Here is a 13506-nt window from a genome sequence, read left to right as displayed (position 1 = left end):
TTGAGCCCAAAGTCAATGCTTCAGAGCGAAGGAAGACCCGATCTTGACATCGATGTCAGATACCGGACGCCGCCCCCGCGCCACCATGCGCGACGTCGCCGCCCTCGCCGGCGTGAGCCTGAAGACGGTCTCTCGCGTCGTGAACCGCGAGCTGGGCGTGTCCCCCGAGGTCAAGGTCCGCGTCGAGAAAGCCGTGGGTCAACTCGGCTACCGCCACAACCTCGCCGCCAGCAACCTGCGGCGGTCCCACGGCCGCACCGCGATGGTCGGCGCGCTGCTCCAGGACGTGAGCAACAGCTTCTCGTCGAGCCTGCTGCGCAGCCTAGAGGACGAGGCGCGCTCCCGTGACGTCGTCATCGTCGCCTCCAGCCTCGACGAGGAGCCCGACCGCGAGCGCCTGCTCGTCGAGGGACTGGTCCGTCGACGTGTCGACGGCCTGCTGCTCATGCCGGCGACCGAGCGCCAGGACTACCTCGCCGAGGAGATCCGCAACGGGCTGCCCGTCGTGTTCGTCGACCGCACCCCGCAGGGGGTCGACGCCGACTCGGTCACGGTCGACAACGTCCTCGGCGCGCGGCTCGCTGTCGATCACCTCATCGGCCACGGCCACAGGCGGATCGCGATCCTCGGTGACCTGACCTCGATCCACACGGCCGCGACGCGCCTCGAGGGGTACTACGCCGCCCATGCCGAGGCGGGCATCCCGATGGACCCGAAGCTGGTGTCCATGGACGTGCGCTCCCCGGACGACGCCCTCCGTGCCACGGTCGCGCTCCTGGACTCCGACGACCCGCCGACCGCAGTCTTCGCGGCACGGAACTCGTTGGCAACGGGAGCGATCCGGGCGCTGCACCACCGGGGTGTGGCCGGGAAGGTCGCCCTCGTCGGCTTCGACGACTTCCCGCTCGCGGACATCGTGGACCCGCCGCTCACCGTGATCCGCCAGAACGTGCGGGCCATCGGCTTCGAGGTGGCCCGCCGGCTCTTCGCGCGGATCGACGGCGACGTCTCGGTGCCCCAGCACATCGTGCTCCAGCCGGAGCTCGTCATCCGGGGGTCGGGCGAGATCCGTCCCTGACCGTCATCCCGAGAGCGCGCGTTGCGAGGCCGAGGGGCGCACCGACCCGCAGACGGGGAAGGCGCTGAGGTCCTTGCCCGGCAACGGGTTTCGCGGCTGGAGCCGGGCACGCGGCCGTCGGCCGAACAGCGGGAGGTGGGGCAGCGCCCCGAGCACACTCATGTCGTGCTCGCACCGGGTGCCGCGGGCGCCTGCCCGCCGAACCCACTCGGGCCACCCTGACCGCCTCGGCCGCCGGGTCCGCCCTGTCCGCCGGGTCCGAGGCCGCCCCGCTGTACCTGGCCGCTGTCACCGAGCACCGTCCCTGCCGGCAGCGCGGCCGCGGCACCGACCGCGCCCACGGAGGAGATGCCGATGGCGAGGGCCGCGGCGATGGCCGTCTTGCGCCCGGTCCACGTGGGCGGGTCGAGCGCAGGGGCCGTATGGGGTGCGCTCCCCGAGCCTTCGGGCTCGCCCTCGCCCGTGGCGGGTGCGGCGGGTGGCGCCACGGGCGCAGCCGGCGCCTCGGTCGGTGCGGTCGGTGCGGTCGGTGCCGGCCCGGCATACGGCATGGACTGGGTGACCGCCCACCCGAGGGGGGCGGTGTCGTCGGTGCGGGTGGAGGTGTCCTCCGGCGTCTCTGGGTGTTCGTGGGTCATGGCGACCACGCTGGTCCCGGTGGCTGTGCGAGCCCTGTGCGCGACGTGTCGGGGCGCTGAGCATCGGGCACAGAGGGCTCACAGGATCCACACAGCCTGCGCGGGGGCGGCACACAAGGTTCCGGTGGTTTCCTTGGGGACATGAACACGCAGCAGTCCGCCTCCGCCCGGCTCCAGCGGCTCGACGGCTCCCCCGTCCGCGTCCTCGTCGTCGACGACGAGAGCAACCTCACCGAGCTGCTCAGCATGGCCCTGCGGTACGAGGGCTGGGAGGTCCGGACCGCCGCCACCGGCGTCGCCGCGGTGCGCGCCGCCCGGGAGTTCCAGCCGGACGCGGTGGCGCTCGACATGATGCTCCCCGACTTCGACGGGCTGGAGGTGCTGCGCCGGATGCGCGGCGACAACCCCACCGTGCCCGTGCTGTTCCTCACGGCCAAGGACGCCGTCGAGGACCGGGTGGCTGGCCTGACCGCTGGTGGCGACGACTACGTGACCAAGCCGTTCAGCCTCGAGGAAGTCGTGGCGCGGCTGCGGGCGCTGATGCGGCGCACCGCCGTCGTCGCCGACGAGTCCTCGTCGGTCATCGTCGTCGGCGACCTCACGATGGACGAGGACTCCCACGAGGTGACCCGGTCAGGCGACCAGATCCAGCTGACCGCAACGGAGTTCGAGCTGCTGCGCTACCTCATGCGCAACCCCAAGCGCGTGCTGTCTAAGGCCCAGATCCTCGACCGGGTGTGGAACTACGACTTCGGTGGCCAGGCCAACGTCGTCGAGCTCTACATCTCCTACCTGCGCAAGAAGATCGATGCCGGCCGCGAGCCGATGATCCACACGATGCGCGGCGTCGGGTACGTCCTCAAGCCCGCGGCATGAGCCCCAGCGCCGTCGCCGGAGCAGCCCGCTCGCGGCTGCACCCGGCCGCGTGGTCGCTGAGCACCAAGCTCGTCGCCACCGTGGTCGGGCTCTTCCTCGCCGTCACGCTGGCATCCGGCGCCCTCACCGTCTTCCTGCTCCACCAGAGCCTCCAGCGCCAGCTCGACCAGGGCGTCACCGCCAGCCTCGTTCGGGCCGGCGGACCTGACCGCGGCCGACCCGGCGACGGAGACGGCCCGGGTGGGCCACCCGGCGCCGGTGGTGAGTCCCTCTTCCTGCGGATCAGCAACGGGGTGGCGACGCAGAGCCGGGTGGAGCACGACCGCACCACCGACACCCTCACTGCGGCGCAGATCGCGGCCCTGAACGCGGCCAGCATCGGGTCGAGCCCCAAGACCGTCGAGGTGCCCGGGCTCGGCGACTACCGCGTCGCGGCCGGTCAGTCCGTCGACGGTGACACCGTCATCAGCGGGCTGCCGGTGGCGGGGATGAACCAGACCGTCGCCACGATGGTGACCCTCGTGGCCGGCGGGACCATCGTCGGGTTCGTCATCGTGTCGGCGGGTGGCCTGTGGCTGGTCCGTCGCAACCTGGCGCCGCTGCAACGCGTGGCCCACATGGCCACCAAGGTCTCGAACCTCAAGCTCGACTCCGGCGCGGTCGCGCTGGCCGAGCGCATCCCAGAGCCCGACACCGACCCGCGCACCGAGGTGGGTCAGGTCGGTCTGGCGCTCAACAACATGCTCGACAACGTCGAGGGCGCACTCCAGGCCCGCCACGAGAGCGAACAGCGGGTGCGCCAGTTCGTCGCCGACGCCTCGCACGAGCTGCGCACGCCGCTCGCCTCGATCCGGGGGTATGCCGAGCTGTCCCGTCGCGAGCGCGATCCCGTGCCCGCGTCGGTCACCCACGCGCTCACGCGCGTCGAGTCGGAGGCGCTGCGGATGCAGGGGCTCGTCGAGGACCTCCTGCTCCTGGCCCGCATCGACGCGGGGCGTCCACTGGACCGCGAACCTGTCGACCTCTCGCTGCTGGCGATGGATGCCGTCAGCGACGCGCACGCCGCCGCGCCCGACCACCGCTGGGAGCTGGATCTGCCCGACGAGCCGGTCGAGGTGACCGGCGACCAGGCCAGGTTGCACCAGGTGGTGGCCAACCTGCTCGCGAACGCCCGCACCCACACACCGGCCGGCACGCGGGTCGTCACGTCCATCGAGCCCGATGGCGGCTGGGTGCGCGTGTCGGTCCGAGACGACGGCCCCGGCATCCCGGAGGCCTTGCAGCGCAACGTCTTCCAGCGCTTCACCCGAGGCGACGGTGCGCGCAACCGGGCAGCTGGCTCGACCGGCCTGGGCCTGTCGATCGTCGACGCCGTCACCGCTTCGCACGGCGGCCGCGTCGAGCTCTCGAGCGCGCCCGGAGACACCAGGTTCACCGTCGTCCTGCCTGCCTAGTCCGACCTCGGGCCGAGGTGCAGGCCACGCCGGGGCTCGGATTGGCCATGGCGCTGCCCCGTCCCAGGGGCGGACGATGTGGGGGTCGAAGGAGCGACCATGCGCCCTCCTGGGTGGCTACCCCGGATCGCGTCCGCAGCGACAGCTGCCGGCGTGCTGCTCGGTGCCGCCGCCTGCGGCTCCCAGTCGGGTAGCCCCGCTGCCGCGACCAGCGCCCTGGCGGACGCCGCCGCCCACGGCAAGGACGTGTTCTACCTCGGGCCCACCGCGGGCGCCTACCCCCTGTGGGAGGTCCCACCCCCCGACCCCGCCGGCCCGGACCTGGCGCCGTTCGAGGTGTACTACGGGCCGTGCGTGATGTCCGACGACACCTGCACGAGCCCCGTGGTCGTGTCCACGAGGACGGTGTCGGTGCAACCACGCGGCGGGGAGGGATGGTGCGGCCGCCTCGAGTCCGTGCTCGGGGTGCCCACCGCCGTCCTCGACGGCGACGTGTCGCTGTTCACCGGGAGACAACAGGTCTCGGTGCTGGACTACGCGGACGACCGCGACCAGGAGCGGGAGCTCGCGCTCCTCGCCACCGTGCGCCGGTTCGGCTCCACGCAGCCCGCGGACCTCACGCCGCCGCCATCAGACGTCGTGGCGTGGCTGGACACCGCATGCGGCGCCAAGCCGGGTGACGTGGTCGAGCCCACCGAGCAGCCCTACACACCCTCGACGCCGGCTGACGCCTCCGACCCCAACCGCCTGGTCCCCGACTTCACCGTGACGCTCGTGGACGGCGGCCAGTTCACATGGTCGACAAGAAAGCCCCAGCCGCTCGCCCTGGTGGTCGGCAACCCCGAAGTCGTCGAGCGCGAGCTCCCACGTCTCGTCCAGGCCGCGACGTCGGCAGGTCGCGGCGCCGACAGCAAGGAGCCGGTCGGTGTCATGGGACTCGCGTGGGACATGAGCGCAGACAAGTTCGCGCCGCCGCCCACCACGATGGCGCAGAGCCTGACCTCCCTCGGAGCCCCCGTCGGCTACACCTCGGTCCCCCTGTCCGCTGTGTGGTTCTTCGACGCGGCCAGCAACGTGGCGGAGGTGGAGACCGCCCTCGACGACGGCGGCCTGATCGCCCTGGTCAGCACCGAGGGGGTGGTCATGCGCTTCGCGCCGCTGTCGACGTCGCAGACCGACCTGCGTTCAGCCCTCCACACGTTGCGCTGACGGTTCTCCCTCATCACAGGGGCTCAGGGGCACCACAGGGACTGCACAGGGACCGGCCCCACGGTGGAGCCCATGGACACCATGACCCTGCACCGCGACTCCGCATCCGGCCCCTCGGGATCCGCTGCCGCGCCGCGCGACACGACGACCGCACCGGCGAGCCCGGCGACCGCCAGCACCGCCTCTCCGGGCCTGGTCCAGCGCTGGTGGCGCGGACCTGAGGGCGACCCGTCCTGGGCGCGACCGGCCCTGCTCGGCCTGCTCCTTGCCACTGCTGCGTTCTACCTCTACAACCTGACCGCCAACGGCTACGCGAACTCGTTCTACTCCGCCGCCGTGCAGGCGGGCAGCGAGAGCTGGAAGGCCTTCTTCTTCGGCTCCTCGGACGCTGGCAACTCGATCACCGTCGACAAGCCGCCGGCCTCGCTCTGGGCGATGGCACTGTCGGTCCGCATCCTGGGTCTCAGCTCGTTCGCGATCCTTCTGCCCGAGGTGCTGATGGGCGTCGCAACGGTCGGGGTCGTCTACGCGACGGTGAAGCGCCACTTCGGGGCGGCCGCCGGGCTGGTCGGTGGGCTGGTGATGGCCCTGACCCCCGTGGCCGTGCTGATGTTCCGGTTCAACAACCCCGACGCGCTCCTCGTCCTGCTCATGGCGCTCGGCGCCTGGGCCACCATGAAGTCGATCGAGCAGGGCTCGGCCAGGTGGTTCGCCACCGTCGGCGTCCTCATCGGGCTCGGCTTCCTCACCAAGGCGCTGCAGGTCCTGCTCGTGGTGCCGGCCTTCGGCTTGGCGTACCTGCTCTTCGCCGACACGGCGCTCCGACGCCGCATCACGGGCGCACTCCTCGGCACGGCCGCCATGGTGCTGTCGGCCGGGTGGTGGGTCGCCATCGTCGAGCTCGTCCCGGCCAGCATGCGTCCCTACATCGGCGGTTCGCAGGACAACTCGTTCCTGTCCGTCACGTTCGGCTACAACGGGCTCGGTCGGATCAGCGGCAACGAGACCGGCTCGGTCGGCGGCGGCAACGGGTGGGGCGCCACCGGCCTGGGCCGGATGTTCAGCTCCTCCATCGGCGGCCAGATCTCGTGGCTGATCCCCTCGGCGCTGGTCCTCCTAGCTGTCGGCCTCTTCCTGCGCGGTCGTGCGCCGCGCCCGGACGCCCGCCGCGCGGCATACGTGGTCTGGGGCGGGTGGCTCCTCGTCACGCTGGTGACGTTCTCCCTGATGGCGGGGATCTTCCACGAGTACTACACCGTCGCACTGGCTCCTGCGATCGCCGCCCTCGTGGGGATGGGAGCCGCGGAGGCGTGGGAGCACCGCGCCCGGACGGTCGGCAGCACCACCCTGGCGGTCGCGACGGCGGTCGCTGCGACCTGGTCGTTCGTCCTCCTCACGCGCACCGACTGGACCAGCGTGCTGCGTATCGGCGTCCTGGTCGTCGGCCTCGCGAGCGCCCTCCTGCTGCTCATCGTCACGCAGCTGCACCGGCGCGCGGTCCCGCTCGTCATCGCAGGCGCCCTCGTCGCGGCGCTGGCCGGCCCCGCGGCCTACAGCGTCGACACCGTGCGCACGGCGCACACGGGCTCGATCGTGACCGCCGGCCCGAGCACCGCCGGTGGTGGCCCCGGCGGCGGCACCCCCGGCGGTGGCGGTATGCCGGGTGGTGGCCTCGGCGCCCCGCCGCAGGGAGTGCAGGGTGGCACCCAGGGCACGGGCCGCGCCGCAGGCGGAATGGGTGGCCTGCTCGACGCCTCGACGCCGAGCACCGAGGTCGTCAGCGCGCTCTCGTCCGACGCCGACAGCTACCGCTGGGTGGCGGCGGCCGTCGGGTCGCAGAACGCAGCCGGGCTCCAGCTCGGCACCGGACTGCCGGTCATGGCGATCGGCGGGTTCAACGGCAGCGACCCGTCCCCGACGCTGGCGCAGTTCCAGCAGTACGTCGCCGACGGCCAGATCCACTACTTCGCGGCCAGCGGCGGCTCCGGCCGAGGCGGCCCCGGAGGTGGCATGGGCGGCAGCGGCACCGGGTCCGAGATCGCGACGTGGGTCGCGGCCAACTTCACCTCGGTGACGATCGGCGGTTCCACGTTCTACGACCTCACGCAGCCCCTGAGCGGCGCAACGGCAGAGAGCTCCACCGACGCCACCACCCAGACCACCTGAGGAGGCAGTGATGACCAGCCCGGTGCTCGACGTCGTCATCCCGGTCCACAACGAGGAGCACACGGTCGCCGCCTGCGTCCGCCGGCTGCACCAGCACCTCGTGGCGACGTTCCCCTACCCGTTCCGCATCACCGTGGCCGACAACGCCAGCACCGACGCGACCACCGTGGTCGCGTCGGGGCTGGTCGCCGAGCTCGCCGGCGTGGAGCTGGTGGAGCTCGCGCAGAAGGGTCGAGGTCGGGCGCTCAAGGCCGTCTGGCTCGCCTCGGACGCCCCGATCCTGGCCTACATGGACGTGGACCTGTCCACCGACCTCGACGCCCTCTGGCCGCTCGTGGCACCGCTGATGTCGGGTCACTCCGACCTCGCGATCGGCTCCCGGCTGGCGCACGGGTCGCGGGTCGTGCGGGGAGCCAGGCGCGAGGTCATCTCGCGCGGCTACAACCTCATCCTGCGCGGAGCGCTCGGCGCCCGGTTCAGCGACGCGCAGTGCGGCTTCAAGGCGATCCGGGCTGACGTCGCCGCCGAGCTCCTGCCGCTCGTCGAGGACCCGACGTGGTTCTTCGACACCGAGCTGCTCGTGCTGGCCGAGCGCTCCGGACTGCGGATCCACGAGGTGCCCGTCGACTGGTTCGACGACCCCGACTCACGGGTCGACGTCGTCAGCACCGCCCTCGACGACCTGCGCGGCGTCCACCGGCTCCGGCGCGGGCTGTCGAGCGGCCGGCTGCCGGTGGCCGAACTCGCGGCACGCATCGGGCGCACCGAACCCGGCACCGGGACGTGGCGACAGCTGCGCCGGTTCGCTGCCGTCGGGGTGGCCAGCACTGCCGTCCACCTCGGGCTCTTCGCGACGCTGACCGCTGCCACCGGGTCCTCGCAGCTGGCCAACGCGACGGCGCTGCTGCTCGCGACGTTCTTCAACACCGCCCTCAACCGCCGGTGGACCTTCGGCGTCCAGGGCGTCGGTGCGGCCCGGCACCAGGCCCAAGGGCTGGCGGTGTTCGGACTCACCTGGCTCATGACGGCCGGGGCCCTCGGCCTGCTGCACCTCGTCTCGCCGGACCCGGCCACCGCCGTCGCGACCGCAGTGGTCGGCGTGGCCACCGCGGCCTCCACCGTGGTCCGGTTCGTCGCGATGCGGTCCTGGATGTTCCGCCCCGACGCTCAGCATTCGGTGAGGACGAGCTCCCCCGAGTCACCAGCGCACTCGAGTGGGTTGCGCAGCAGTCAGGTGCCGATGTCGTAGGCCTCCCACGCAGGGAGGACCTTCGCAGCCAGTCGGCCGATGGTGGAGGCGAACTGAGGCTGGCCAAGGTTCACGCCATACGGGCCCACTCCTGCACCGCGCCCACCTGGAGGTCCTCCAGCGCGATGCCGGCCACGGCGAGGTGCACCCGGTGCTCCCCCGTTCGGGCGACAGCGCACCATTCGCCGCTGGGCGACGCCCAGTGACTGGCCTCGACGAGGTCCCCGTCGACCACGATTTCACGGGCATCCCAGGCAGAGGGGTCCTGCCACGCGTCATGGAGGCTCCGCAGTTCACGAGGGGACCGGTGCTGCAGGCCTGGGAGGGACGTGAGCAGCTGCGTGGCTCGCTGCCTCTGGTCCCCGAGCGCCGGGTAGGCCACTCGTGACCCCGCGACCACCAGTACCCGCGCGGGCCCGTGCATCGCCCCGAGCTCGACGTCGTGGCCGGGCTCTCCCACCTTGCCGTTCGCGTGCGCGACCCATCGGATCGTGGTGGTGCAGGCCCACCGGCTGCTGACCGGCTCCAGGGGCACGACCGCCCCGGGAACCCAGAGCGCGCCCTCACTTGTCCTAGACGCCACGACTCCCCCGGCTTCTTGGGTTCCAGGATCGCAAATCGCCACCGTGCTGGGAACGCGCCCCATGGAAGGGACGCCTATGGCCATTTCGTATGACGGGGAGCCGGCTGCGCGCGCCAGGGCTGGTCCGCGCCCGGCCGACTTGTGTGCGCCTGGCCCACGAAACGTCGTGGGTCAGGCGTACTCCGGTGGGCTGGGCTCATCCCGCACGTCGCCGAGACCACGCGAAGAAGGACCCGACGAAAAGCTGTCGGGTCCTTCTTCGCGTGGCGGAGGCGGAGGGATTTGAACCCTCGATGGGCGATAAACCCAAACCGCATTAGCAGTGCGGCGCCATAGACCGGACTAGGCGACGCCTCCACGCCCGGCGAACCGAGCCCGCACAGGGTATCCGCACCCCATACGCCCGAGCAAAATCGCCCCGCACCCACCTGGCGCGGGGGCGATCAGCTGCAGATGTCCTCGGACGCCGCCCGGGCCTCGACCGTCGCCGTCGAGCCGCTGGCCGGGGCGGTCGCGGTGACGGACGGCTTGGGCAGCGGGGTCGTGCCGAGGCGGTTGGGGATCTCGACCGCCTGCGGCGAGTTGGTGCCCATGCTGAGCTCGATCACGGACCCGAGCAGCTTGTCCTCGCGCGCCTGGGCTCCGGGGAACACGGCCGCGACGGTGCGAGCCGCCTGCTCCATGCCGGGTCCGTAACGCACGACGACGCCCTCGCTCGTCTTGCCGGTGCCGGTGACGTAGGAGGCGATCCGGAAGCCCTGGACCTCGAGGTCGGTCGCCGCCTGCCTGGCCAGGCCCGGCACTCCCGAGTCGTTCGACACGCGGACCTGGATGTCGCCGGGGCTGACGGTCAGCGGCGGCTCCGTGGTGGACGACGGCGACGGCGTGGAGCTGGTGGTCCCCGAGGGGACCTTGGTGCCCGGGAGCGGCTTGTCCGTGCGGAGGGCCTTCCAGATCGTCTCGGCCGCCGGCGTCCACTGCACGYGGTTCGGGTCGGCCGGGTAGGTCTCGGTCGGCAGCTTGACGAACCGGATCTGGTCGGTGCCGATCCGCGCCACGCTCTGGGCGATGTCACGCATCTCGCCGACGTCGAGGTTCTTGTCCGTCGTCATCGCGGACGTGGCGGCGTTGAGGAACCGGAACAGCCGATCGGGCCGCAGCAGCAGGGAGGACTTGGTGGCCTCCTGGATGACCGACGACAGGAACGCCTGCTGCCGGTCGATGCGGCCGAGGTCCGACCCGTCACCGACGGTCTTGCGGACGCGGACGTAGCCCAGCGCCTGCCTGCCGTTGACCCTGGTCTTACCGGCCTTCAGGACCAGGTGGCTGTCCTTGTCGTTGATCGCCACGGGGGTGCAGACCGTGACGCCACCCAGGGCGTCGACCATGGACTGGAAGCCGCGGAAGTCGATGACGACGAAGTGGTCGATGTAGATGTCGGTCAGGCCCTCGAACGCCTTGATGGTGCAGGCGGGCCCGCCCAGCGTGAAGTTCTGGTTCCACTGGCGGATGACGCCGTTGTCGACCGTGTCGGCCTTGTTCTGGCAGTTCCGCGGCGCCTTCGTCATCGAGTCGCGCGGGATCGAGACCACGATCGCCGACTTGCGGTCCGCCGACAGGTGCACGATCAGGTTGGTGTCGGACCGGTTGCCGGTCATGCCGTACTCGGTCTGGCCCTGGCCGAGCTTGGTGCCCTCGCGCGAGTCCGAGCCCATCACCATGATGTTGAGCGGCGTCAGGTTGGTCTGGGCGTCGGTGGTCGCGGCCTGCTGCGGCCGGTTGCCCAGCGCACCGGAGATGTCGAGCCGGTTGATGTTGCCGGTCAGCTTGAGGTAGGCGCCGATCCCGAGGACCAGGGCCACCACCAGCAGGGCGCAGACCCCGATGACGGCCCGCCGCACCCACGGGTGGCGGTGTGTCCCAGCACCCTGCCGGTTTGCCCGTCGCTCGGAGCGACTCTGCGCGTCACCCCGAGTGGAGTCCGACGCGGACTGGTCATCACGACCATCATCCGCGGAGCCGTTGGTGGGCTCGCTCACATGCACCTCACTGATCCAGATCTGAGCGTCCGTGGCACCGCTGGGCTGGGCGCCACGAAGGCTGTCGCGACGACGTCGCCGGGCTGAGTGTACGGGCGCAGCCTGTACGGCCGGGGGTTGCGCTCCTCCTCCACCGACGCCCCACGGACCGATCCGGTTGTCCCCGGGACGCACCGTGTTCCGCTCGCAACGGCTGGGCACCATGACAAACCTCCCAAGCCGGGCGCGAGCGCCGTGGGGTTTGATGGAGCAATGCGGAGACGTGCGGTGGTGGGGGCGGTGACGGCCGGGGTCCTGGTGGCGGCGGCTGCCGGGGGCGGACTGTGGTGGCGACACACGTCGGCCGAGCGCGAAGCCGACAGGGCCGCCAGCGCGCAGCTCACCTCGTTCGCCACGGCGTGGTCCACGCGCACGTTCACGACACCCGGGCTGCGCTTCGCCGGGAGCACGCCCGAGGCCGTCGGCAAGGCGTTCACGACCGCCACGTCCGGCCTCGGCTCCGGTCCGGTCACGGCCGAGGCCGACGGCATACGGCGCACCGGGGACCGCGCCACCGGCACCGTCCACGTGACGTGGAACCTCGCTGGCGGTGTCCCCTGGAGCTACGACGTCACGGTCTCCGCCACCAAGGCTGCGCAAGGGTGGGCGATCTCGCCCCCCGCCAAGGGCACGTGGTGGAGCCCTTCGATCGGCGCGAACGACCGCCTCGTCGCGTCCCGCACGTGGGGCGACCGTGGCGAGCTGCTCGACGGCGACGGCAAGCCGCTCGCACCGATCGGCAAGGTCTACCCCGTGCAGATCGACCCTGCCCGGGCAACCAAGGACTCGGTCACGAAGCTCGAGAAGCTCACAGACGAGCCGGCCGGGTCTCTCGTGAAGAAGCTCGAGGCCGCCACGAAGGCCGGCAGCAAGGCGCCCATCCCCGTCATCACGTACCGCCAGGCCGACTTCGACGAGCGCCAGTCCGCACTGGACGCGCTGACCGGGGTCATCTACCCGGTGCGCGAACAGCCGCTGGCCAAGTCGCGCACGTTCGCCCAGCCGCTGCTGGGCTCGTACGGCGCCGTGAGCGCCGAGCTCGTCGACAAGAGCAAGGGCCGGTATGCCGCGGGCGACCTTGCCGGGGTCAGCGGGCTCCAGGGCCAGTACGACGCGGTCCTCGGCGGCACGCCCGGGGTCAAGGTCACCTCGAGCGCCGCTCCCGACACGGTCCTTTTCGAGAAGGCCGCGGTGGACGGCGCCGACGTCTCGACCACCCTCGACGAGCAGGTGCAGGACGCCGCTGAGGCGGCGCTGAAGGGCACCAAGGACGTGCCCTCGGCGCTCGTCGCGGTCGACGTGAAGACCGGCGACGTCCTGGCCTCCGCCAACTCGCCGGCCCTCGGCTTCGACCGCGCGCTCACGGGTCGCTACCCGCCGGGGTCGTCGTTCAAGATCGCCACCACGTACGCCCTGCTCACCGGCGGCAAGGTCACCCCGGGGACCTCGGTCGACTGCCCCAAGACGTTCGTGGTGGACGGCCGCTCGTACAAGAACTACGAGGGGGAGTCACTCGGCAGCCCCGACTTCACCACGGACTTCGCGCACTCGTGCAACACCGCCTTCGTGGCCCTGTCGACGAAGCTCGCCGATGACGACCTCAACAAGGCCGCCGACGAGCTCGGGCTGACAGGGTGGGCCAAGACGCTGGGTGTGGCGAACGCTGCCGATGCCGACATCCCCACCAACAACGGCAAGACCGACAGGGCCGCCGCCAGCATCGGGCAGGGTCGCGACGTCGCCTCACCCCTGGCCATGGCGGTGCTCGCCGCCAACGTCGCCCGGGGCTCGGCCATCGCGCCCGCCATCGTGACCAAGCCGGCGCCCGACGGGGCGGACCGCTCCCCCAAACCCCTGGACGCCACCGTCGTGGGCCAGCTGCGCACGCTCATGGGCGAGGTGGTCAGCCAGGGCACCGCGACCGTCCTGCGCGGGACCCCGGGTGGTCAGGTCCGCGGCAAGACGGGGACCGCCGAGTTCGGCACCAAGAACCCGCCCGAGACCCACGCCTGGTTCGTGGGCTACCAGGGAGACGTGGCGTTCGCGGTGCTGGTCGAGCGAGGCAAGAGCGGCGGCAGCGTCGCGGCGCCGGTCGCGAAGGCGTTCCTCACCCAGCTCGCCGGCGGCTGACCCGGCGCGCGGGCCGGCTCACCCGGCGCGCGGGCCGGCTCACCC

Annotated in this window: 11 protein-coding genes and 1 tRNA gene; 7 read left to right on the top strand and 5 right to left on the bottom strand. The window is 71.8% G+C overall.

From position 1 onward, the window contains the following. Window positions 1-52: 52 nt before the first annotated feature. Entirely contained in the window at window positions 53-1078 is a 1026-nt protein-coding gene (locus tag AC1DV7_RS07560) for a LacI family DNA-binding transcriptional regulator (protein ID WP_477596164.1), read from the top strand. A gap of 3 nt (window positions 1079-1081) precedes the next feature. Here AC1DV7_RS07560 and AC1DV7_RS07555 read toward each other — a convergent pair whose 3' ends face one another. After that, window positions 1082-1240, bottom strand: a complete 159-nt coding sequence (locus tag AC1DV7_RS07555) for a hypothetical protein (RefSeq protein ID WP_477596162.1) — start codon at window positions 1238-1240, stop codon at window positions 1082-1084. Then, window positions 1237-1716, bottom strand: coding sequence for a hypothetical protein (locus tag AC1DV7_RS07550; protein WP_477596160.1), 480 nt, complete (start codon window positions 1714-1716; stop codon window positions 1237-1239). Before AC1DV7_RS07550 ends, AC1DV7_RS07555 begins: the two co-directional genes overlap by 4 nt. A 141-nt stretch (window positions 1717-1857) precedes the next feature. Here AC1DV7_RS07550 and AC1DV7_RS07545 point away from each other — a divergent pair, with 141 nt between their 5' ends. The 5 genes from AC1DV7_RS07545 (at window position 1858) to AC1DV7_RS07525 (ending at window position 8670) form a co-directional block, all read left to right on the top strand. Next, the gene (locus AC1DV7_RS07545; RefSeq protein WP_477596158.1) at window positions 1858-2592 is read left to right on the top strand and encodes a response regulator transcription factor; all 735 of its coding nucleotides are present in this window, start codon (window positions 1858-1860) and stop codon (window positions 2590-2592) included. After that, the gene (locus tag AC1DV7_RS07540) at window positions 2589-4046 is read left to right on the top strand and encodes a sensor histidine kinase (RefSeq protein WP_477596156.1); all 1458 of its coding nucleotides are present in this window, start codon (window positions 2589-2591) and stop codon (window positions 4044-4046) included. The genes AC1DV7_RS07545 and AC1DV7_RS07540 overlap by 4 nt, the downstream gene beginning before the upstream one ends. Window positions 4047-4145: 99 nt before the next feature. Next, a complete protein-coding gene (locus AC1DV7_RS07535; RefSeq protein ID WP_477596154.1) occupies window positions 4146-5255 on the top strand; it encodes a hypothetical protein in 1110 nt (369 codons plus the stop codon). A 72-nt stretch (window positions 5256-5327) separates the two neighbouring features. Beyond that, entirely contained in the window at window positions 5328-7421 is a 2094-nt protein-coding gene (locus AC1DV7_RS07530; protein ID WP_477596152.1) for an ArnT family glycosyltransferase, read from the top strand. A 10-nt stretch (window positions 7422-7431) separates the two neighbouring features. Then, window positions 7432-8670, top strand: coding sequence for a bifunctional glycosyltransferase family 2/GtrA family protein (locus AC1DV7_RS07525; RefSeq protein ID WP_477596150.1), 1239 nt, complete (start codon window positions 7432-7434; stop codon window positions 8668-8670). Window positions 8671-8740: 70 nt separating this feature from the next. Here the strand turns inward: AC1DV7_RS07525 and AC1DV7_RS07520 are convergent, their stop codons facing one another. The 3 genes from AC1DV7_RS07520 to AC1DV7_RS07510 form a co-directional block, all read right to left on the bottom strand. Next, entirely contained in the window at window positions 8741-9253 is a 513-nt protein-coding gene (locus AC1DV7_RS07520) for a hypothetical protein (protein ID WP_477596148.1), read from the bottom strand. Window positions 9254-9517: 264 nt separating this feature from the next. Continuing rightward, window positions 9518-9610: transfer RNA gene (locus AC1DV7_RS07515), tRNA-Ser, on the bottom strand. Between the two features lie 86 nt (window positions 9611-9696). Then, complete coding sequence (locus AC1DV7_RS07510; RefSeq protein ID WP_477596146.1) at window positions 9697-11154, bottom strand: LCP family protein; 1458 nt, start codon at window positions 11152-11154, stop codon at window positions 9697-9699. Window positions 11155-11544: 390 nt separating this feature from the next. On the opposite strand from AC1DV7_RS07510, the gene AC1DV7_RS07505 reads away from it, so the two are divergent. Continuing rightward, window positions 11545-13461, top strand: coding sequence for a penicillin-binding transpeptidase domain-containing protein (locus tag AC1DV7_RS07505; protein ID WP_477596144.1), 1917 nt, complete (start codon window positions 11545-11547; stop codon window positions 13459-13461). Window positions 13462-13506 lie beyond the last annotated feature (45 nt).

The sequence above is a fragment of the Pedococcus sp. P2_E4 genome (assembly GCF_056403935.1).
The sequence above is the reverse complement of the archived record's forward strand: the minus strand, read 5'-3'. Positions and strand labels throughout refer to the sequence as shown.

Coding starts and splice junctions, on each gene's coding strand:
- AC1DV7_RS07555 (WP_477596162.1), bottom strand. CDS start 1,240: ATGAGTGTGCTCGGGGCGCTGCCCCACCTCCCGCTGTTCGGCCGACGG.
- AC1DV7_RS07535 (WP_477596154.1), top strand. CDS start 4,146: ATGCGCCCTCCTGGGTGGCTACCCCGGATCGCGTCCGCAGCGACAGCT.
- AC1DV7_RS07550 (WP_477596160.1), bottom strand. CDS start 1,716: ATGACCCACGAACACCCAGAGACGCCGGAGGACACCTCCACCCGCACC.
- AC1DV7_RS07540 (WP_477596156.1), top strand. CDS start 2,589: ATGAGCCCCAGCGCCGTCGCCGGAGCAGCCCGCTCGCGGCTGCACCCG.
- AC1DV7_RS07560 (WP_477596164.1), top strand. CDS start 53: ATGTCAGATACCGGACGCCGCCCCCGCGCCACCATGCGCGACGTCGCC.
- AC1DV7_RS07525 (WP_477596150.1), top strand. CDS start 7,432: ATGACCAGCCCGGTGCTCGACGTCGTCATCCCGGTCCACAACGAGGAG.
- AC1DV7_RS07545 (WP_477596158.1), top strand. CDS start 1,858: ATGAACACGCAGCAGTCCGCCTCCGCCCGGCTCCAGCGGCTCGACGGC.
- AC1DV7_RS07530 (WP_477596152.1), top strand. CDS start 5,328: ATGGACACCATGACCCTGCACCGCGACTCCGCATCCGGCCCCTCGGGA.
- AC1DV7_RS07505 (WP_477596144.1), top strand. CDS start 11,545: ATGCGGAGACGTGCGGTGGTGGGGGCGGTGACGGCCGGGGTCCTGGTG.